Source organism: Paracoccus aminophilus JCM 7686 (assembly GCF_000444995.1).
GTDB lineage: Bacteria > Pseudomonadota > Alphaproteobacteria > Rhodobacterales > Rhodobacteraceae > Paracoccus > Paracoccus aminophilus.
The window spans coordinates 2,321,840-2,339,781 of the sequence record NC_022041.1 but is presented as its reverse complement, the minus strand read 5'-3'; the positions used below and the strand labels follow the sequence as shown (position 1 = coordinate 2,339,781).

Sequence of the window (17,942 nt, the reverse complement as noted above, 5' to 3'; positions counted from 1 at the left end):
GGGATGAGAGAGGGCTTTCCCATCGCGGTTCCCGGGATGCGGATCGGTCTGCTGGGAGGCTCGTTCGATCCCGCTCATGCCGGCCATGTCCATATCACTGAAATGGCGCTGCGCCGCTTCGGTCTCGATCGGATCTGGTGGCTGGTCAGCCCGGGCAACCCCCTGAAAACGCGCGGGCCTGCCCCTTTGGACACCCGGATCACCGAGGCGCGTCGCATCATGGAGGATCCGCGCGTCATCGTCACCGGCCTTGAGGCGCAGCTGGGCACAAGGGTGACCGCCGACACGATCGCGGGTTTGCAGAAGATCTATCCCGGCGTGCATTTCGTCTGGCTGATGGGGGCCGACAATCTCGTGCAGTTTCACAGCTGGGGCCGCTGGCAAGAGATCGCCGCGCGCGTGCCGATCGGCGTCATCGCCCGGCCTGATTGGCGGATGCCCGCCCGCTTTTCGGTGGCGGCGCGCAAGCTCTGGCGCAACCGGCTGCCCGAGAGCGAAGCGCAGCTTCTGCCTCTTGCCAATCCCCCGGCTTGGGTGTTGATCAACGTGCCGCTCAATTCGCTTTCCTCAACTGCCATCAGGGCCGAGCGTCGTTGCGCTGATAGCAAAAGGTAGAGACATGTCCGATCTCTCGCGTCGTTCGCTGCTGCTGGGACTGCTGGCTGCGGGCTCGCTTCCGGCGCTTGCGCTGGCCAATCCCCGCCCCAAGGCGCGCCCCGCCACAGACGGCGGGACCGCCGCTGCGGCGCCTGCGCGTGCGGCGACCCCGCTGGACCCCGAGGCGCTGATCGCGAAGGCCAAGCTGGGCGCGGTCGTGGCCTATGCGGCACTTGACCCGGCGACCGGGCGGTTGATCGACGCGCGCGAGCCCGATCTGCCGCTTGCGCCCGCGAGCACGCTGAAGGCGGTGACCGCGCTTTATGCGCTGGCCCGGCTGGGGCCGGATCACCGCTACCGCACCCGCGTCATCCGCGCGGGCGATCTGCTGATCCTTGCCGGTGGCGGCGATCCAGAACTCGACACCGATGGCTTGGGCACGCTGGCCAAAGCGGCGGCTGCGGCCGAGAAAGCCGCGGGACGACCGGCGCCGCGCCGCTTTGCGGTCTGGGGCGGCGCGCTGCCCCATGTCTCCGAGATCTCGCCCGGTCAGGCCGTGCATCTGGCCTATAATCCGACGATTTCGGGGATCATCCTGAACTTCAACCGGGTCCATCTGGGCTGGAAGCGCAGCGACAAGGGCTATACTTTGGCGATGGAGGCGCGGGGCTCGCGGCTCTCGCCACCCTCTTACACGATTTCGGCGACGGTGGCCGACCGCGCCCAGCCGATTTTCACCTATAGCGCCGCCGAGGGCCGCGAAAACTGGACCGTGGCCAAATCGGCGATGGGCAAGGATGGCAGCCGCTGGTTGCCGGTGCGCAACCCCGAGCTTTATGCCGCCGATGTCTTCCAGACGCTCTGCCGCGCCGAGGGGCTGAACCTGCCTGCCGCCGAGATCATCACCGATCTGCCGCCGGGCGAGGAAATCGCCAGCCGCAGCTCGGCGCCGCTGCAGGAGCTTCTGGTGCGGATGATGGAATATTCGAACAATCTGACCGCCGAGATCGTCGGGCTAAGCGCGAGCCGCCAGCCCAGCCTGCGCACCTCTGCCGCCGAGATGGAAAGCTGGCTGCGCGGGCAGGGGATTTCCGGGCCCTTTTCGTTCCGCGACCATTCGGGGCTGGCGCCCGACAACCGCGTCACTGCGCGGATGATGGCGGAAATGGCCGCCGGGCCGGGCCGGGCGCAGGGCTTGCAGGTCTTGATGAAGCATATCGCCTTGCGCGATGCCGAGGGCAAACCGGTCAAGGCGAGCCCGGTGCGCGTCGATGCCAAGACCGGCACGCTGAACTTCGTCTCGAACCTTGCGGGCTATGCCCAGCAGGGCGCCGGGCCGCAGATCTGTTTCGCCATCCTGACCGGCGACGAAAGCCGCCGGGCGGCCACGGAAGGCCGCGAGCGGCCCGAGGGCGTGCTCAACTGGACGCGGCGCTCGAAGGCGCTGCAACAGGGGCTGATCGAGCATTGGCTGGCGGGTGCGGGACGCACCGCGCCGGGCTCTGCGCCGATCTCAGAGCAGGCGGTGGCGGGCGCGGGCTGACATTTCGATCGCCGCGGCATGAAGGCGGTCGATGCTCAGTTGCAGCCGGATCTCGGCCAGCATCTGCGCCTCGACCTCGCCCGAGCGCCCGTCCGAGGCCGCGACATCGCAGGCCAACACATAGGCGGTGTCGAACAGATGTTCCGGCAAAGCGTCGCGGATCAGGCCGAACAGCGCATCCAGCCCGTCTTCTTCCTCGAAGAGCGTGAGGACGGTCTGTGAGATCGCGCGCATCCGGTCGATGTCATAGCGGGCGAAGACCGGCGTATGATTGACCATGCGTTCGATTGCAATCAGCTCGGCCGTGCGGATGTTCTCATCGGAGGCCGAGACTGCCACCATCACTGCCACGAGCGCGTCGCAGGCCGAGAAAGAGGGCAGATCCAACGTCATGTCATGTTTCCTTATTGGGTTTCACTGCAATTATTGACGATAACGGCGGGTTTCAATACGGGAGACAGGTTAGTGATGGAGACTCAACATGACCGCTCTGCGTGATGCCGCGATGAATTCCAAGGCCTGGCCGTTTGAAGAGGCCCGCCGCGTGCTGAAACGCTATGAGAAGAAGGACCCCGAAAAGGGCTATGTCCTCTTCGAGACCGGCTATGGTCCCTCGGGTCTGCCCCATATCGGCACCTTCGGCGAAGTTGCGCGCACGACGATGGTGCGCCGCGCCTTTGAACTGATCTCGGACATTCCGACGCGGCTCTTCGTGTTCTCGGACGATCTCGACGGGATGCGCAAAGTTCCCGAGAACGTGCCGAATCAAGAGCTGCTCAAAGCCAATATCCAGAAGCCGCTGACCTCGGTCCCCGATCCGTTCGAGGAATATCCGAGCTTTGGCGACCACAACAACGCCATGCTGCGCCGCTTTCTGGACACGTTCGGCTTTGAATATGAATTCATCTCGGCCACCGATTTCTACAAATCGGGCCGTTTCGACGCGACCCTGCTGAAGGCCGCCGAGAAATATGACGCGATCATGGAAGTCATGCTCGCGTCCTTGCGCGAAGAGCGCCAGCAGAGCTATTCCTGCTTCCTGCCGATCAGCCCGATTTCGGGCCGCGTGCTCTATGTGCCGATCAAACAGGTCGATGCCAAAAATGGCACGATCACCTTTGACGACGAGGACGGCACCGAGACCACGCTCTCGGTCACCGGCGGCAATGTGAAGCTGCAGTGGAAGCCCGATTTCGGCGCGCGTTGGGCCGCGCTCGACGTCGATTTCGAGATGTATGGCAAGGATCACTCGACCAATACGCCGATCTATGACGCGATCTGCGAGATCCTGGGCGGCAAGAAGCCCGACCATTTCACCTATGAGCTGTTCCTGGATCAAGACGGTCAGAAGATCTCGAAATCCAAGGGCAACGGGCTCTCGATCGACGAATGGCTGACCTATGCGGCGACCGAAAGCCTCAGCTATTTCATGTATCAAAAGCCCAAAACCGCCAAGCGGATGCATTTCGATGTGATCCCGAAAGCGGTGGACGAATATCACCAGCAGCTGCGCGCCTATCCGACCCAGACGCCCGAGCAACAGCTGGCGAATCCGGTCTGGCATATCCATGGCGGCAATGTGCCGGAATCCGATCTGGTGGTGCCGTTCCAGATGCTGCTGAACCTCGCTTCGGTCGCTGGCGCCAAGGACAAGACCGGGCTTTGGGGCTTTATCAACCGCTATGCGCCCGAGGCGAGCCCGGAAAAGAACCCGAGCCTCGACGCGGCTGCCGAATTCGCGGTGCGCTATTTCACCGATTTCGTGGCGCCGACCCGCAGCTTCCGTCTGCCGACCGAGCAAGAGCGGCGCGCGATGGAGGATCTCGCCGGTCGTCTGGCGGCTTGGGAAGGCGGAAACGACGCCGAAGAGCTGCAAACCATGGTCTTTGCCATTGGGCGCGAGCATCAGTTCGAGCCGATGAAAGACTGGTTCCAGGCGCTTTATCAGGTGCTGCTGGGCGCCGATCAGGGGCCGCGTTTCGGCGGTTTCATTGCGCTTTACGGCGTCGCGGAAACCCGCGCGCTGATCGAGCGGGCGCTCGCGGGCGAGCTCGCCGCCTGAGCCTTTACGTTGCGCGCGCGGCTGTTGCGGCGCGCGCATAGTTAACAGCCGGTTAATTTGGCCTTGCCAGTTTTCCCCCATCGCATCGGCCCCCGCGGGGTGGCCAAGCAAGGGGAGAACGGCATGGCCATTTCGGGCAATTCGGCACTGATACCGCAGGCTTTCAACAAGGGTTTGGGGCTGTGGTCACGCACCACCGGCCTGCCCGGCACACCGAGCTGGGCGGGACAGGCCAATGCGGCTGTGGTTCCGGCGGATGAAGATTTCGGCACCTGCCTCGAAATCCTCAAGCAAGCTGAGCCAACCTCGCTGCGCTATATGCGGCGCACACCATTGCAGCCCGGCACCTATCTGCGCATCTCGACCCGGATCAAGGTGATCGCGGGCAATCTGCCCAAGGTGCGGATTGCGGGCACGGCGCTTGGCTCGAATGGCGCGGCGCTTGGCGGGCTGCCGCTGACCGGCCCGGTCGAGACGCCGGTGGGCTATGGCGATGTGATCGAGGTCTCGGCGATTGTCGGCAGCGGCAAGCGCGACGGCGTCGATCTGGTGTGGGGGCGGAGCGCGGTTTTCGGCCATTTCGGGCTGGACCTGATCGGTGACAACAATGGCTCGGTCCGGATCGAGAATTTCCTGATCGAGGATGTCACCTCGGCTTTCCTGCCGCAGATGCTCGATTGGGTCGATGTGCGCGATTTCGGCGCGGTTGGTGACGGGGTGACCGATGACCGCGCGGCCTTCGTCGCGGCCGATCAGGCGGCGGCGGGCGGCGAGATCGTCGTCCCGGAAGGGGTCTATCGCATCGCCTCGTCGCTGTCGCTCAACGCGCCGGTGCGCTTCAAGGGCAGGCTCTCGATGCCGCGCACGGCCCGGCTGGCCTTGCAGGGGCGTTTCGATTTCCCAACCTATGCCAGCGCCTTCGGCGATGAGACCGAGGGGTTCAAGCGCGCGCTTCAGGCGCTTTTCGGCTATACCGACCACACCACGCTGGACCTTTGCGGGCGCCGCGTCGATCTGGTCGAGCCGATCAATGTTGCCGAGATCGCGCCGGGTCTCGGCAGTTTCTCGAACCGTCGCCTGATCACCAATGGCCAGATCGGCGTGGTCGCGAGTTCGGCCTGGGACACGCGGGTGGTGACCTCGACCGGGACCTATGATCCGGTGCGCAGCAATATCCTGTCGAATGTCGCCAATGTCGCCAATATCGAGGTCGGCGCGCGCGTGGTCGGAGCGGGCGTCGGCCGCGAGGTCTATGTCCGCGCCAAAAACGTCGGCGCGGGCACCTTGACACTGTCGCAAGGCATGTTCGGCGGCGCGGCGACCCGGAACTTTGCCTTTCACCGCTATGCCTATGCGCTTGATTTCTCGGGGCTTCAGCGCATCGACCGGCTGAATATCAGCGATATCGAATTCCAGCTCGATGGGATCGCGAGCGCGATCATGCTGCCGCCGGACGGCCAGATGTTCCATTAAGGCGACGCGAAAGAATTATCTTTTATAGTCAGTATGTTGATAGACGGCGTTGAAACGTGATTTTATTGCCGGGTCCGCAGTTTTACTATCTTGGCTGCGCTCTCGGATTTGCCTCTCATATAGCGATCGGTCGTCTTGAGGTTGGCGTGTTGGGCTGCATCGCGGATACTGAACGGATCCGCACCAAGGTCACGGGCCTCAGAGATCGCGCCTGATCGAATGTCCATCGCCCAGAGGTTTTTCGGCAGATCAAGCCGATCCCGAATCCGAGCAAAGGTCGTGCGCCATGTCTCTTCCATGTAGGGCAGGCCGAGGTTTGAGACGACAACTGGACCAATGCGCTTGGTCGGATCGATGCGGCTGAGGCGCGCGGCAACTTCCGGTGTGATGTCAAACCGGAATGGCTCTGGCATGGACTTGCGGGTTTTGCTGATCACCTTCTCGAAGTGAGAAAGATCGGGGGCAAACATGTCCCATGTCAGGCCGTCCTGCCAGCGTTTGCCGTCGCGGATGATGCCTCCTTCGCTTCCGTCATCAGGTAGCCATTGACCTCGGACATCGACTGCTCGGAGCATGTACGTCCACTGGATCAAGATGCCGAGCGAGAAGGAGTACAAACCTCGGCTATCAGCGGCCGCGATGATCGCTTCGATCTGGTCTCTGGTTACTTTCGCCGTTCGGCGCGGTGGCGAGCTGAAGCGCATTTCTGACAGCGTATCGGCGACGTCTCTCGCCTCGCCAACGCGCAGGGCTTTCCCATAGCCAGCAAGTATCCGAAGCATCGACATCATCCGATGGATGTAGCTGGTTGATCTACCTTTCCCACGCATCCCGGTTTCGATTGCCGAGATCTTTTCATAGGTCAGAGCGCCAATCCGGACTTTACCGATCACCGGCTTCCATCGATCGAGCTGCTCCTGGTAGGATTTCCGAGAGTTTGCCTTAAGCCGATGGAACGGGGAGAACTCGTCAGTCTCATAACGATGAATGAGCCAACTCCATGTGCCGGTGGCGTGGGTTGGCCGCTCTAGGCTTTCAAGCATAGCGACGGTGAGTCGGCGGGCCTCTCGAGCCATGTTGAGCCCGTCGGATTCGCCAACGCGACCAAGCTTGATGCTCGTGGGCTGGTAGCCCTGGTCGCGGTATTTCTTCGGACATTTCCAATACAGGATGCCACGAGACACGCCGGTGCATGGCGCATAGTGTGGATCGCTCCCGTCCCTCAATGCGTCTTTGAAAAGCATTTCACCCTCCAATGATTGCGGTTACAGCGCCGAGAAGTTGATTTCAGCATCTTCGACGCTGGCAGCTAAATTATCAGAGTCAGCCACCTTTCTGCGAGCCTTGATCCATGCCTCAACGTCATCGCCGTGGTAGCGACGAAAAATGGGGTCAGGCTTCGGAAACCCCTCTGCTTCCATTGCCGAGCGGCGGGAGTAAAACATGGTCGTGCTGATCCCAAGCCGAGAGGCTACAGCTGAATAGCGAAGGTAGACTCCCATCACCCAGTCCTCCTGATCTCTTCCACGGCCCCGAGGCACCACTGGTGCGCCGCGGCTTCCATCATCCCCGGATAGGATCGGCTGCGCAGGCGGGCGCGCTCCGGCCCCGGCGGCATCCGATGCACCCGATTCCATGCCCTCCATTCATCCGATCCGCGCACCGGCTCGGGCAGGGGCGCAGTCGCGACTAGTTCTGGCAGTCCACGAAAATACCAGCCTGTGCCCTTATATTCTGGGTGTCCGAACCAATGCGGCTGTACGATGTGCGGCGCGGGCAGATCGGCAGGCATCCGGTCGCGCGCGAGATCGTTCATTTCCGGGTTCTCGATCGCGACCCGATTGATTGGCGCGGTCCAGCAGGCGGTGAAAATCCTAACGCCTTCCTCGAACTCGAGGCGCATGTCGCTCCAGCTGCGCCCTTTCGGGAGGCGCTTGGGCGGGGACCATTTGCCGGGGCCGCTCATCCAGCGCCGCCCAGAACGGCACAGCCGTGTGCAAGGCGGGTGCATGACCGCAAGCAGATCCCATCCTTCGGTCAGGATGCCGTTGCGAATGTCGCAGCGGACATGCCTGTTGCTGCCGTCCTCTGCCGCCTCGATGTCGCAGGACCAGACGTCATGACCAAGCGCCGCAAAGGCGCGTCGAGCGATGCCAGACGTCTCGCAGCCGATCAGGATTCGGAGAGTGCCCGTCATTCCCTGGCCTCCGGATAGCAAACACGGCACGGCACATAGACCAGCGCGGTGTAGTCATCTGCTCCGGTGCCGAGGCAAACCCTGCACTCCGGGTCTGGCCCCAGAAAGTGGCTAATCTGACAGATCGCGTGCTCCACTTTCCGGGCAAATCCATGCGTGTTGCTCTCATCATGCGTCCAGGTCACCGGCGCGCCGGGGACCTCGGGCAGCACGATCTCGATACCGCGATGGGTGATGGCTTTGTGGGCGGTCATGATCACACCCGCATTGGCATGATGACGCCAAGAAACTCGGGATCCTCGGAATGGATCAGTGCGGCATCACCGCTGCCGTTGATCTGCAGACGGATGGTGCCGTGGTTCTGGGCGAATTCGCGCAAGTAGCGCATGTTGAAGCCAATCGCGATATCTCCCTCCGCTTCGATCGGAAGGGAAGCGTCCAAGCCGTCACTCGGTGCGCTGATCGACAGTTTGCGCTCGGCGAGATCGAGCCTTGCGGCGGCGTGGCGCTCGCTGGTGATGCCGGGCGGAATCCGTCGAAACAATGCCGGTGCGAGAACCGCACGGCCCTTGTAGTTGTCGCCGTTGGGCTTCGGTATGACCCGATCGTAGTCTGGAAAGGTGCCGTCGATCGTCTTGACTGTCAGGGACCAGCCTTCACCCGCGAACTTCATGCGCGGCTTGGTCCAGCCGGTGACTGAGATCGGATTGCTGCCACCGACAGTGAGCAGCGCTCCAAGGGTTGCAACCGCGCGCGTCGGCAGGATTTGCGCCGCGAGCGGCCATTGATGGCCGGAAGAGCAAAGCGCGAGGCGATGCCCGTCTGTCGCGACCCCCGCAAGCAGGCCCTCAACCGCATGGATGTAGACCCCGTTCAGGTAATAGCGGGTCTCCTCGCTGGAGATGCAATGACGGCAGGTATCGAGCACCTTGCGCAATGCACCCTCCGGGAGCGTGATCGCCTCGTGTTCACCGTCCATCTCGGCCATGACCGGCCAGTCCTCGATCGGGATGAGTTGGCGGCGCTTGATGGTAAGCGGCCCGAGCTGGATGGACAGAACGTCGCCGGCCGCGTCTGCCGGTTCGCGCTGGATGGTGACGATTTCCTTGGCTTCCGCGCCGCGCAACAGAGCGGAGACCTGGCGAGCGTCGAGGGTAAAGCTGCCGAATTCCGCGAGGCATTCGGCGGGACAGTCGATGGAGAGCAGCCGGTCGAGGTCGGTGCCGCAGATCGTGAGCTTGCCTGCCGCAGGGTGAAAGGCGAGACACGCGAGGGCAGGGATGTGATTCCAGCGTTCGGTCGCGCTCGCAGCCAGGGAAACGGCGCGGCGCAGATCTGCAACCGTGCAGCGGATGGTGGTTGCGGATGCGGCCGGCGCGGCCTCGGCGATGACTTCGGAAAAAGCGTTCATCACATCATTCCCAATGCTGCTTTGTACATTTCGAGAATGGCCTCTTCCTCGGCCACATCGTCCTTGTCGCGCTTGCGCAGCGCGATGACCTTGCGCATGACCTTGGTGTCGTAGCCGCGGGCTTTGGCCTCGGCCATCAGCTCCTTTTGCTGCTCGGTCAGGTCTTTCTTCTCCGCATCCAGCTGCTCGAACTGTTCGACAAACTGCCGAAGCTCGTCGGCGGCGATGCCATAGGTTTGGTCGCTCTGCTGGCGGTCCTCTGCGGTCTCCTTCACAGGCGGGGCCTTGCGGCGCTTGCGGTCTGCGCTGCGCATGATCTCGGCGCCACCGTTGCCGGTCGGAGGCGGAAGCCGATCCGGCATGCCGTCGAAGCTGTTCTGAATATCCATGTCGCGATCCTTGCGTTGCTGACGCTCGGGATGCCGGTCCGCGCGGGACCGGTCACCGGAGGGTCAGGCACGGTTCACTGCATCAATTCGCTGCTGTTGGTCGTCAGCTCGCCAAGATCGCCACGGAAATCGACGTCGGGGATAATGGCCTGCGGTTTGAAGGTGACGCGGTAGTGATAGGCGCTGACCTTGGCGGCATCGAGCTGCTCGACAAAGGCGCTCACGTTGTCAGACAGAACCAGCGTGTGGCGCTTGTATTCGCTCGGGCCGGTCTTGCAGATCACGTTGAAGGCCGTGGCGGCAGAGTTCAGATCCATCGAGCAGAACCCCTCTACCGTCAGGATGTACTTGTCGGTGATGCCGTTGAAGAACACGACGCGTCGATTGATCTCGAAGTTGTCGGCGGCTTTCTTCAAGTTATGAGTGGCGACAGCAGCGTCGTCGCAGGAACCGGCCATGAGGGGCAGGCAAAGGGCTGGTATCAAAAGCAGGCGCTTCATGGATCTGTCCTTGTGAATGCCCGGAGCCGCGGGCGCGGTTCTGTTGGGAATGTTGCCCCCGGGGTGTCCTAGCTACCTCGGGGGCTTCCATCCGCGTCAGGGAGGAGGAGGCGCGGCTGGAATTGGCGCCGCCGGGACTGCCATCCCGGCGGCTCTGCTGAGCTCAGTCGGCGGGCTGGGCGGGGCAGGTGCGATCAGGATGGCCGAGCATGGCCAGAACTTCGGGGCTCAGTGGCTCTGGCTGATCAGATGTGAAAAGCGTGACTGGCTTCGACCAGCCCCGCGGATCTCGATTGTCGAAGAGCCGCGCAAACTCAGGTCCGGTCAGCATTAGCGCCCGGTGCGAGCCCGGCGGGATGATGAGCGTGAAGCGATCGGACATCACCGCATCCCCTCGACCAGCTGCTCGATGCTCCGGCCCTGCGTTTCCAGCGAGGTCGGTGCGAGGAAAGCCTGCACGTCCGCCCAGCTGATCGCGCTGGCTGCGACATGCCAGATCGTGGCGGCAAGGATGACGGCGGAAATGGTTGCGGCGACCAGCGCCACCGCGCGAAACGCGCCAGAGAGGAGCTCTCCAATGCGCCGGGCGGGGCCGGAGACTGGTTCGGCCTGATGTGCGAGGACGGTCATGCGTCACCGTCTTCTTGGCGTTGATCCTCGCGGTAGTATTCATGGGCGATGCTGGCGACATGGCCGAGGTTGAGATACACGACCCGATCCAGCCGCCTGCCGTGCCGAATGACGAGAAAATCCTCATTCGAGCGGCACGCGCGAGCGACATCTCCGCCCAACGCAGCCGGGATGTGGTGAATCTTCTCGATGACGCCAGAGCTATAGGTCACGCGAAGAAAACCGTCGCCCGTCACCCCATCAAGGATGCGCTGTGCGAGCGCGGCATGAGCGGGCTCGGCGTCTTCTGCGGACAGGACAGTGGGAATGTGCATGTGCGGGCTCCATCCGGTTGGGGATGGATATAGCTAACCGTGGACATTTGTCCATGTCAACACAATAAAAGGACAATTGTCCACGTTTTGGATTTGCAGCCCGATTCGCACCTGCTATCCTGCGGTCAGGGTGGGCCGCGTTGCTCGCCTCGCTCGCGCCGGGCTTCAGCGCATGAAAAAGCCCGCCGGTTAGGGCGGGCTGGGGGGATATATGTTCAGGTGGTGGATTGGGATGGATGCGACGGATAGGCAGTTTATTCGCACGATGCTTTCCATCGCGTTTTCTTCTTTTGCGCTCGGTTTTTCGGTTGCGGTTGAGGTCTGTCGCTAACGTTCGTGGCCATCTAGCCATATCCAATCGAAAGCGAAATCTTTATGCGAATCAACATTCTTCGCAAGGATCCAGATTTTTGCAACGTCGCGAGGCCGCCCTGATCCACTCTTACTGCCCGATGGTTCTAACCTTTGCGCCCAGTTAAGACCTTTATGTTCGGGCAATGGATTGCGAAGGCGGCGTGCTTGGGGTGCGCGGTTGCGAGCTCTGTCGATGAAGTTTATGGGGCGGGGATCCTCGATTGGTTCGTGTGCGTCTTGATAGTGAGCAATGGTTCCGTTTTGGTTTGTTACGCGAACTGCATTTATTTGCAGACTGACCTCTGCATGGTTGCGGGCCGTAATGGTGATCACTCTCCAATCGTCCAGGTCCGCAGATTCCTTGACTTCAGTTTTTTCGAATGTCGGGAGTTTGCGCATTTGCGCGCTCTTTGCCACCCTAGCAGAAACGTGAGCGCTCCAGCCTTGCCAGAACGTAAATGATGCACTGGCAATCGAAATGATGAGAGCTACACGCGCCTCTGTGATCCAGTCGGGAAGGGTCATATCCGCTCCACCATTTCCGCAGGCAGCGCTAGCATCACGCGCGCGGACCGCTTTGCTGTAATCTTATCCACAGATTCGCCCTCAGGTTTGTTGCAGAAGTGCCCAGTCAATCGGTTGTCAGCTCAGTGAGCAGTTGCCTACTGTTCTAGTATTGTTCTGAGTGGGGTACCTTATGCGCGATCGAGATCGTCTTGAATTTCTGGTGGATCGCTTGCGTTTGATTGTGTCGGAGAAGTGTCCTCTCGCGCGCGCTGACCTCGTGCAGCAGCTAGCAGAATCTGACGCTCTCCATCGGTCAATTGTCGCCACAAGTCTACGGCTTCAGACCGAAGGCTTGCTGTGTCGTCGCCAAGCATTTCGTCGAGAGTGAGGCCAAGCGCATTGGCGATTTTAGCGGCGTCATCAACGTTGGTTGATGTGCGTTCTCCCTTTGCTCCACGCTGCATGAACTTAGTGATTTGAGTTGTTGGGACACCGGCCTCACGGCATAGCGTGGGGATCGACCAGCCCGTGGCTTCGAGTGCGTCTCTAAGTGCGTCGTAAAACCGTCTGCTCATGGCAGCAATCTAGTCTTTTGAGAGGGCTTGCAGCCACAAGACAATTGTCCATTGACATGTGAAGGACAATTGTCCACTTTGTGGCCATGACTAAAGCTGAAATCATCGCCGCAATTGAGCATCACGCCGCTACGGCAGGCGTTTCTCCGGCTACGGTGACTGGCCGTGCTGTTGGAAATAGCAGGCTTTACAGCCGGATGATGGCGGGCGGCGGCTGCACGGTGGATGTCGCTGAGAGATTGCTGAATTACATTGCCGATAATTCGGCCGCTCAACCTCCCGAGGACGCAGCATGAGCCTTCGCCCTGCCGCATCCTCTCTTCGTTCTGATGATCGTCGTTCTGCACGGGGACACAACAGCACAGGACTTTCTGAAATGTCTTTCCGAAAATGCAGCGGCGAGGAAGCCGAGCGGGCATGGTTTGCCAGCTTGCTCTGGCGCGCCTTCCCAGAGGCGCAGTCCGAGAACGATCTGGCGGAACGTGCAGCTGAGGTCCTGACCTCGGATCGTCGCCCGGTCACCTCGCGCACGGTGCGCAACTGGCTCCGCCGGGAGAATGCCCCGCATTTTCGCTATGTGCTGAAGGTCGTCGCCTTGGTCGGTGCCGAAGCGGTGTTTCAGATCATCGATCCGGAGGCGGAATGATGCGGGTGCTTTGGCGCATGGCTCAGAGATATTACGCGGCCCGGCATCGCCGGGCGCTTCGGGCAGCGGCGCGCTCCGCTGCCGATGCCGAATGGTTCAAATCGCAGTCGGAAAGATTTTTCCAACGGATCAAGGGCGCAAGCCGCGAATAACCCGGAGATTTTGCGGCCCTCCGGTTTCGTCACCGTCCAGCCTGTCCGGCTCCGGTGACCAACTGCGGGGCGGTCTCTGCTCAGATCGCCCCGCCTTTTCTCAAACAAACGCGAATGCGCATGAGGGACAAAATGTATATTGCTTCTTCTCGCACAGCCGATGAGCGCGACCTCGCGATCCTGCGCCGCGCCGTGAGCGGTGATAGCTATTCCGAGATCAGCCGCGATTACGGCAAAGGCGTCTCCTTCTCTCGCGTGCTGGTCGCGCGGATCCGGGACGCAGATCTGCGCGAAAGCGGCGAGGCGGCCAGCGTCGTATTGGCGGGCTATCCGAAGGCGCGCCTCCATGGGTAAGCGATCGAATTTCCCGCGGCGGGAGCGTGATTGGTACGCGACGCCGTCGGCAGCGGTTGCGCCGCTTTTGCCGCATTTGACATGGGGCGACAGCTTTGTCGAACCCTGTGCGGGAGACATGGCACTGGTCAGTACGCTCGAGGCTGCTGGCATGTCTTGCCAATGGGCGGGCGATATCGCGCCGCGTCATGAGGATGTCCGGTGCTGTGATGCCCTCTCCGACGATCTGGCCATCTGGGCCGAGGATGTTGATTACATCATCACCAACCCGCCCTGGACCCGCTCGATCCTGCATCCGATGATCCGGCATTTCGCGGCCATGCGCCCGACCTGGCTGCTTTTTGACAGCGATTGGGCGTACACGCGGCAGTCGGCTGAGTTCAAGCAGCTCCTGCGCAAGATTGTCTCGATCGGGCGGGTCAAGTGGATCCCAGACAGCAAGATGACCGGCAAGGATAATTGCAGCTGGTATCTGTTCGATGCCCGTCCTTCCAACGGCGCGACGGAATTTATCGGGAGGGCCGCGGCATGAGCGATTCCGCTCTCGGTCAGCCCGGACGCGGGCGCGGCTGCTATCATTGGCAGGGGCAGGTCTATCACGGGGCCAAGGCTGTCGCGGCAGCGGCTGGCGTATCGCTGAACGCGGTGTTCTGGCGCTTACGCACCCATGGCAACCTCGATGGCCTCCTTACCAAAGATACCGTCCGGTATGAGTGGCAAGGGCAGTTCTACCGCACCCAGGCGGAGGTTGCAGCCGCCGCCGGTGTGGTCAAATCAGCGGTCTCTACCTGCCTGAACCGGCACGGCCATCTCAAGACCCTTGGTATCGGCGCTGGCAATGCGCAGACGGGCCGACGCGGACGCGGCCGGACGGTGCGGATCGGGGCGCGCGAGTGGCCGTCGATCTGCGCCTTGGCGCGAGATCTGGGGGTTACGCGACGCACGGTGAGGCTCTGGATCGCTGATCGCAACATCGAGCGCCTGCAAGCGCAGCTGATGGCAGTCGATGCTCGAGCCGCGAAGAGAGGTGCCGCATGACCGTGCCCCGCCGCAACCTGCATCCGGTTGCCGTCGATGCTCTGCCGGAGTGCCCAATTCCGGCAGGGATCGAGCTCAAGAGCCACTACTTCATGCAGTTCCATCATCAGTATTGGGGCAATTGCGATTTTCGTCAGTTGGCGGACCGAGATTCGCGCTGTCTGGCGCTTGAGCTGATCTTTGCCGCGCAAAACCAGCAGCCGGTTGGGACGCTGCCGGAAGATCCCCGCATCCTTGCGGGTCTGGTTAATACCCCGGTCGATGAGTTCATTCGGATCTGCGAAAGGGAGTATGGCCCCCTCTGGGAGTGGCGGCGGTGTCTTTGCGAAGACGGCACTGTTCGCCTTTACCATCTCGAAATGCACAAATGGGTGCAGGACGCGGCCAAAGCGACGGTCAGCTATAATGACAAGCTAGAGTCTGAGCGGGAGCGGAAGCGTCTCGCCCAGCTGCCTGATCAGATCGTGCGGGCGGGCGGCACGAAAGCCATGGCCGAAGATCACATCTATGTGCTGCGCCTCGACCAGTATCTTCTTGAGAACCACCCCAAGAAGCAACGCCGCCCAAATATCGTCCTCGACGCGATGGAGCAAATGGAACTGGCTGAAATCCGGGCCAGCGGCTGAACATCCCATTCTTTCCATTTCTTCCGCCGGAAGAAATTCGGAAGGAACCGGAAAGAACGCGGAAGGAATTCGGAAGAAATCAGGAGGAAATGGGAAGGTTTGCGCCGAGTTCCGGCCTGATTTCCTCCGAATTCTTCCGGACAGAGAAGAGAAGAGAAGAAATGAAAAGATAAGGAAAGGAAACTTAAGCGCGCAATCGAAAGGGCGCGCCTGTGGATAAGTCGAGACGTGCTGAGAAACGGGGATAGCCATGAACAGCGAAGAACAGGCACAGGGCGAAAAGCGGGTTTTGCGGCTTCTGGTCGAGCCATTGAAGCGGCGCGGGCTTACGAAGACCTCGACGCTGACCGTCGCGCAGTTCGATGAGATGATCGAGGGCATGTGCCAGAAGCTGGCCTATATGTCGGATGCGTCGCTGATGGCGCTCGAAGAGCAGGCTGCTGCCAATCCGAGCGGCAAGGATCGTGACCGCTTCCCGATCGCGAACCTGATCCTGCAATGGGCTGCGGTCATCCAGCCCCCGGATGGAGGGGCGTCGCCGCTGATCCAGGCTGTCTTCGCGCATGGCGTCGGTCAGTCTGCCATCACAGAGGGTTGGGCCCCTGAGCTTCTGGATCACCTGCGCAAGAACAGGAACTGGCCGAACAACTGGACGCTCGGCAAGATCCGCGATGGCGCGGACGGTGCCTTGCGGCGCTATCGCGATCTGCAAGGCCGCTTGGCCAGAGAAGGCGAGCTCGGCCCGGTGGACTGTGATTGGTGGGATCGGCGCAACGCGGCGTTGCAGCGTTGCCGCGAAATCGGGGAAGGGGCTGCAGCATGACCAAGGAATATCGGCGGATGGCCCAAGGCAGGGCGGCGGAAGAACGGGCGCGCCTCGATGCGGTTCTGTCGCGCGCCACACCGGTCGAGGGCTGCGGTCCGCTGATCCCGGTGGCGCCCGCGCGGGGGCCGCAGGTGGTGGTGACGCCGCTGCGCATGGTGCCGGATCCCAAGGACAGCACCGGCTGGAAGGTCGAAGAGATGGGCTGGCGCGGCTTCAACGCCGTGCGCGCGGCAGATGTCTTTGACGATCTTGCCCGCCGAGCGGCTCGGAGGAAGGCGGCGCCGCCCTTCTCGCCGGGGCAGGTTCAGGTTGCGCGGCTCTATCGCGATCTGGTCGAACGCCATGATGCGGGCGGGATGCGCTGCTCAAGCCTTGAGACTGGGCGCGGTGGCTCAAGCTCGGGTGGCGAGTTCATTGATGCCTTCATCGAAGAGGGCAGGGTGATCGATCTTTTGCGCCGTCGCATCGGGGCCGGTGTCGCCATGGCGGTGCGTCGAGTTCGGCCCTCGGCGCGGGGTGAGGGTGGCGCGCGGATCATTCACGACCGCGTGCTGGTTGATGAGATTTGCCTGCATGGACGGTCGTTTCGCGACGTGCTGGAGCGGCATGGGTGGACTGGGACCGCGCGAAATATCAACATGCTTGTCGTGTCTTTGACTGCGGTCCTCGAGCGCATGCGCGGACATTTTGCGCCAGCCTAAGTCAAACCCTCTTGACTGCTTAGGACGCACGGCCCTATCAATCTTTCTATCATCTATCAGTGCGCCCGGCGGGATCCTCCCGAGCCGGGCGCACTGCGTTTTCCCTATCGTTCGGTGATGTCATGCCCAGCAAGCCCTGCGCGGTGCCTGGTTGTCGGACCGTTGTCGAGGTGGGGACGGTGCGGTGCAAAAGACATCGATCGGTTTCCGATGTGCCTGGGAAGAGAGGGCTGCCATCAGGTGGTTGGCATGGCCAGGCGGGCAATCGTCATGAGCGTGGTTATGGTGCCGCTTGGGACCGTTTGCGTATCGCGATCCTCGAGCGCGACAAGCGCCTCTGCGTTCTATGCATTCGATCTGGCAGGCCGGTTGTGGCGCATAGCGTCGATCATATCGTGCCAAAGTCGAAGGGCGGCACGGATGATCTCGATAACCTGCAATCCTTGTGTCGACCCTGCCATGCAGCAAAGACGGCGCGCGAGGGTTCTGCGGCGCAGGGAGCGCTCAAGGCAGAGGCGCAGCCGTCAATCGGGCCGGATGGCCGACTGATCATTCCGCGAGACTGGGGCTTCAGTATACCGCGGGGTGTCCGGCCTTCGGCAATACCGCTCACCATTGTCTGTGGCCCTCCGGCCTCCGGAAAAACGACATGGGTGCAGGAGCGTGCTGGTTCTGGCGACAAGGTGATAGATCTCGATGAGATCAAGGTTCGGGTCGGAGGTGTACGGTATGACCAGCGTACCGGCATCTTCCGCAAGGCAATGGCCTATCGCGATATGATGATCCGCTCGTTAGCGGATGATGTTTCAGGCAAGGCGTGGCTGATCGTCACCGCGCCAACCAAAGCTGAGCGTCTGATGTGGGTCGAGGCGATGGGGCCGCGATCCGAGTTGATGGTTATCGATGCGCCGGAAGCGTCCTGCATCGAACGGATCCGCGCCGATGCCGAACGGGCGGAGGTTGCGGCTGCACTCATCGCCGCGGTTCGGCGCTGGGAGCGATAATCCTTCACGATTGTAGCCACGGATGGCTCGATTTTGGCCGATT

General features: G+C 61.8%; 26 protein-coding genes. 13 read left to right on the top strand and 13 right to left on the bottom strand.

The features are described 5' to 3' along the window. Positions 1-3 precede the first annotated feature (3 nt). Together JCM7686_RS11400 and dacB are read left to right on the top strand one after the other, a co-directional pair. On the top strand, positions 4-615 hold the full coding sequence (locus JCM7686_RS11400; protein WP_020950981.1) for a nicotinate-nucleotide adenylyltransferase: 612 nt from the start codon (positions 4-6) through the stop codon (positions 613-615). Between the two features lie 4 nt (positions 616-619). Beyond that, on the top strand, positions 620-2,140 hold the full coding sequence (gene dacB, locus JCM7686_RS11395; RefSeq protein ID WP_020950980.1) for a D-alanyl-D-alanine carboxypeptidase/D-alanyl-D-alanine endopeptidase: 1,521 nt from the start codon (positions 620-622) through the stop codon (positions 2,138-2,140). Here dacB and JCM7686_RS11390 read toward each other — a convergent pair. Beyond that, on the bottom strand, positions 2,111-2,533 hold the full coding sequence (locus JCM7686_RS11390) for a tellurite resistance TerB family protein (RefSeq protein ID WP_020950979.1): 423 nt from the start codon (positions 2,531-2,533) through the stop codon (positions 2,111-2,113). The two genes, dacB and JCM7686_RS11390, sit on opposite strands and share 30 nt — an antisense overlap. Before the next feature lie 88 nt (positions 2,534-2,621). Between JCM7686_RS11390 and JCM7686_RS11385 the strand changes: the two genes are divergently transcribed. Both JCM7686_RS11385 and JCM7686_RS11380 read left to right on the top strand, forming a co-directional pair. Then, positions 2,622-4,202, top strand: a complete 1,581-nt coding sequence (locus tag JCM7686_RS11385) for a lysine--tRNA ligase (RefSeq protein WP_020950978.1) — start codon at positions 2,622-2,624, stop codon at positions 4,200-4,202. 123 nt (positions 4,203-4,325) lie between these two features. After that, positions 4,326-5,675 carry a glycosyl hydrolase family 28-related protein gene (locus tag JCM7686_RS11380; protein ID WP_020950977.1) on the top strand — a complete coding sequence of 450 codons (1,350 nt, stop codon included), beginning with the start codon at positions 4,326-4,328 and terminating at the stop codon, positions 5,673-5,675. 62 nt (positions 5,676-5,737) lie between these two features. Here the strand turns inward: JCM7686_RS11380 and JCM7686_RS11375 are convergent, their stop codons facing one another. The 12 genes from JCM7686_RS11375 to JCM7686_RS24425 form a co-directional block, all read right to left on the bottom strand. Continuing rightward, positions 5,738-6,919: a site-specific integrase gene (locus JCM7686_RS11375; protein ID WP_020950976.1), complete on the bottom strand. Its 1,182-nt coding sequence runs from the start codon at positions 6,917-6,919 to the stop codon at positions 5,738-5,740. A 21-nt stretch (positions 6,920-6,940) separates the two neighbouring features. Then, positions 6,941-7,177 (bottom strand): helix-turn-helix transcriptional regulator, encoded by a 237-nt coding sequence (locus JCM7686_RS11370; RefSeq protein WP_041527308.1) that lies wholly within the window; start codon positions 7,175-7,177, stop codon positions 6,941-6,943. After that, a complete protein-coding gene (locus JCM7686_RS11365; protein ID WP_020950975.1) occupies positions 7,177-7,872 on the bottom strand; it encodes a hypothetical protein in 696 nt (231 codons plus the stop codon). The genes JCM7686_RS11370 and JCM7686_RS11365 overlap by 1 nt, the downstream gene beginning before the upstream one ends. Continuing rightward, entirely contained in the window at positions 7,869-8,126 is a 258-nt protein-coding gene (locus JCM7686_RS11360; RefSeq protein ID WP_041527307.1) for a hypothetical protein, read from the bottom strand. The genes JCM7686_RS11365 and JCM7686_RS11360 overlap by 4 nt, the downstream gene beginning before the upstream one ends. 2 nt (positions 8,127-8,128) lie before the next feature. Next, positions 8,129-9,283 (bottom strand): DNA polymerase III subunit beta, encoded by a 1,155-nt coding sequence (locus JCM7686_RS11355; RefSeq protein WP_020950973.1) that lies wholly within the window; start codon positions 9,281-9,283, stop codon positions 8,129-8,131. Further along, complete coding sequence (locus JCM7686_RS11350; protein ID WP_051201646.1) at positions 9,283-9,597, bottom strand: DUF2312 domain-containing protein; 315 nt, start codon at positions 9,595-9,597, stop codon at positions 9,283-9,285. The genes JCM7686_RS11355 and JCM7686_RS11350 overlap by 1 nt, the downstream gene beginning before the upstream one ends. A 149-nt stretch (positions 9,598-9,746) precedes the next feature. Continuing rightward, positions 9,747-10,172, bottom strand: a complete 426-nt coding sequence (locus tag JCM7686_RS11345) for a beta-sandwich lipoprotein (RefSeq protein ID WP_020950971.1) — start codon at positions 10,170-10,172, stop codon at positions 9,747-9,749. Positions 10,173-10,335: 163 nt separating this feature from the next. Further along, positions 10,336-10,554, bottom strand: coding sequence for a hypothetical protein (locus JCM7686_RS24435; protein ID WP_148292613.1), 219 nt, complete (start codon positions 10,552-10,554; stop codon positions 10,336-10,338). Next, entirely contained in the window at positions 10,554-10,802 is a 249-nt protein-coding gene (locus JCM7686_RS11335; RefSeq protein WP_020950970.1) for a hypothetical protein, read from the bottom strand. Before JCM7686_RS11335 ends, JCM7686_RS24435 begins: the two co-directional genes overlap by 1 nt. Beyond that, complete coding sequence (locus JCM7686_RS11330; RefSeq protein ID WP_020950969.1) at positions 10,799-11,116, bottom strand: hypothetical protein; 318 nt, start codon at positions 11,114-11,116, stop codon at positions 10,799-10,801. The genes JCM7686_RS11335 and JCM7686_RS11330 overlap by 4 nt, the downstream gene beginning before the upstream one ends. Positions 11,117-11,443: 327 nt before the next feature. Further along, complete coding sequence (locus JCM7686_RS24430; RefSeq protein WP_020950968.1) at positions 11,444-11,995, bottom strand: hypothetical protein; 552 nt, start codon at positions 11,993-11,995, stop codon at positions 11,444-11,446. Between the two features lie 170 nt (positions 11,996-12,165). Then, positions 12,166-12,552 (bottom strand): helix-turn-helix domain-containing protein, encoded by a 387-nt coding sequence (locus JCM7686_RS24425; RefSeq protein ID WP_020950967.1) that lies wholly within the window; start codon positions 12,550-12,552, stop codon positions 12,166-12,168. 80 nt (positions 12,553-12,632) lie between these two features. Between JCM7686_RS24425 and JCM7686_RS24420 the strand changes: the two genes are divergently transcribed. From JCM7686_RS24420 to JCM7686_RS23995, 9 genes are all read left to right on the top strand, one after another. Beyond that, positions 12,633-12,848 (top strand): hypothetical protein, encoded by a 216-nt coding sequence (locus JCM7686_RS24420; protein ID WP_236635823.1) that lies wholly within the window; start codon positions 12,633-12,635, stop codon positions 12,846-12,848. Between the two features lie 80 nt (positions 12,849-12,928). Continuing rightward, a complete protein-coding gene (locus JCM7686_RS11325) occupies positions 12,929-13,198 on the top strand; it encodes a hypothetical protein (protein ID WP_041527103.1) in 270 nt (89 codons plus the stop codon). 284 nt (positions 13,199-13,482) lie between these two features. Beyond that, positions 13,483-13,704 carry a hypothetical protein gene (locus JCM7686_RS11320; RefSeq protein WP_041527305.1) on the top strand — a complete coding sequence of 74 codons (222 nt, stop codon included), beginning with the start codon at positions 13,483-13,485 and terminating at the stop codon, positions 13,702-13,704. Then, positions 13,697-14,236, top strand: a complete 540-nt coding sequence (locus JCM7686_RS11315) for a hypothetical protein (protein ID WP_020952168.1) — start codon at positions 13,697-13,699, stop codon at positions 14,234-14,236. The genes JCM7686_RS11320 and JCM7686_RS11315 overlap by 8 nt, the downstream gene beginning before the upstream one ends. Beyond that, positions 14,233-14,742: a helix-turn-helix domain-containing protein gene (locus JCM7686_RS11310; protein ID WP_020950965.1), complete on the top strand. Its 510-nt coding sequence runs from the start codon at positions 14,233-14,235 to the stop codon at positions 14,740-14,742. Before JCM7686_RS11315 ends, JCM7686_RS11310 begins: the two co-directional genes overlap by 4 nt. Then, positions 14,739-15,368 carry a hypothetical protein gene (locus JCM7686_RS11305; RefSeq protein WP_020950964.1) on the top strand — a complete coding sequence of 210 codons (630 nt, stop codon included), beginning with the start codon at positions 14,739-14,741 and terminating at the stop codon, positions 15,366-15,368. The genes JCM7686_RS11310 and JCM7686_RS11305 overlap by 4 nt, the downstream gene beginning before the upstream one ends. 250 nt (positions 15,369-15,618) lie before the next feature. Further along, positions 15,619-16,191, top strand: coding sequence for a hypothetical protein (locus JCM7686_RS11300; RefSeq protein ID WP_020950963.1), 573 nt, complete (start codon positions 15,619-15,621; stop codon positions 16,189-16,191). Beyond that, positions 16,188-16,895 (top strand): hypothetical protein, encoded by a 708-nt coding sequence (locus tag JCM7686_RS11295; RefSeq protein WP_020950962.1) that lies wholly within the window; start codon positions 16,188-16,190, stop codon positions 16,893-16,895. The genes JCM7686_RS11300 and JCM7686_RS11295 overlap by 4 nt, the downstream gene beginning before the upstream one ends. A 302-nt stretch (positions 16,896-17,197) precedes the next feature. Continuing rightward, positions 17,198-17,899 carry an HNH endonuclease gene (locus tag JCM7686_RS23995; RefSeq protein WP_236635822.1) on the top strand — a complete coding sequence of 234 codons (702 nt, stop codon included), beginning with the start codon at positions 17,198-17,200 and terminating at the stop codon, positions 17,897-17,899. The last annotated feature ends 43 nt before the right edge of the window (positions 17,900-17,942 follow it).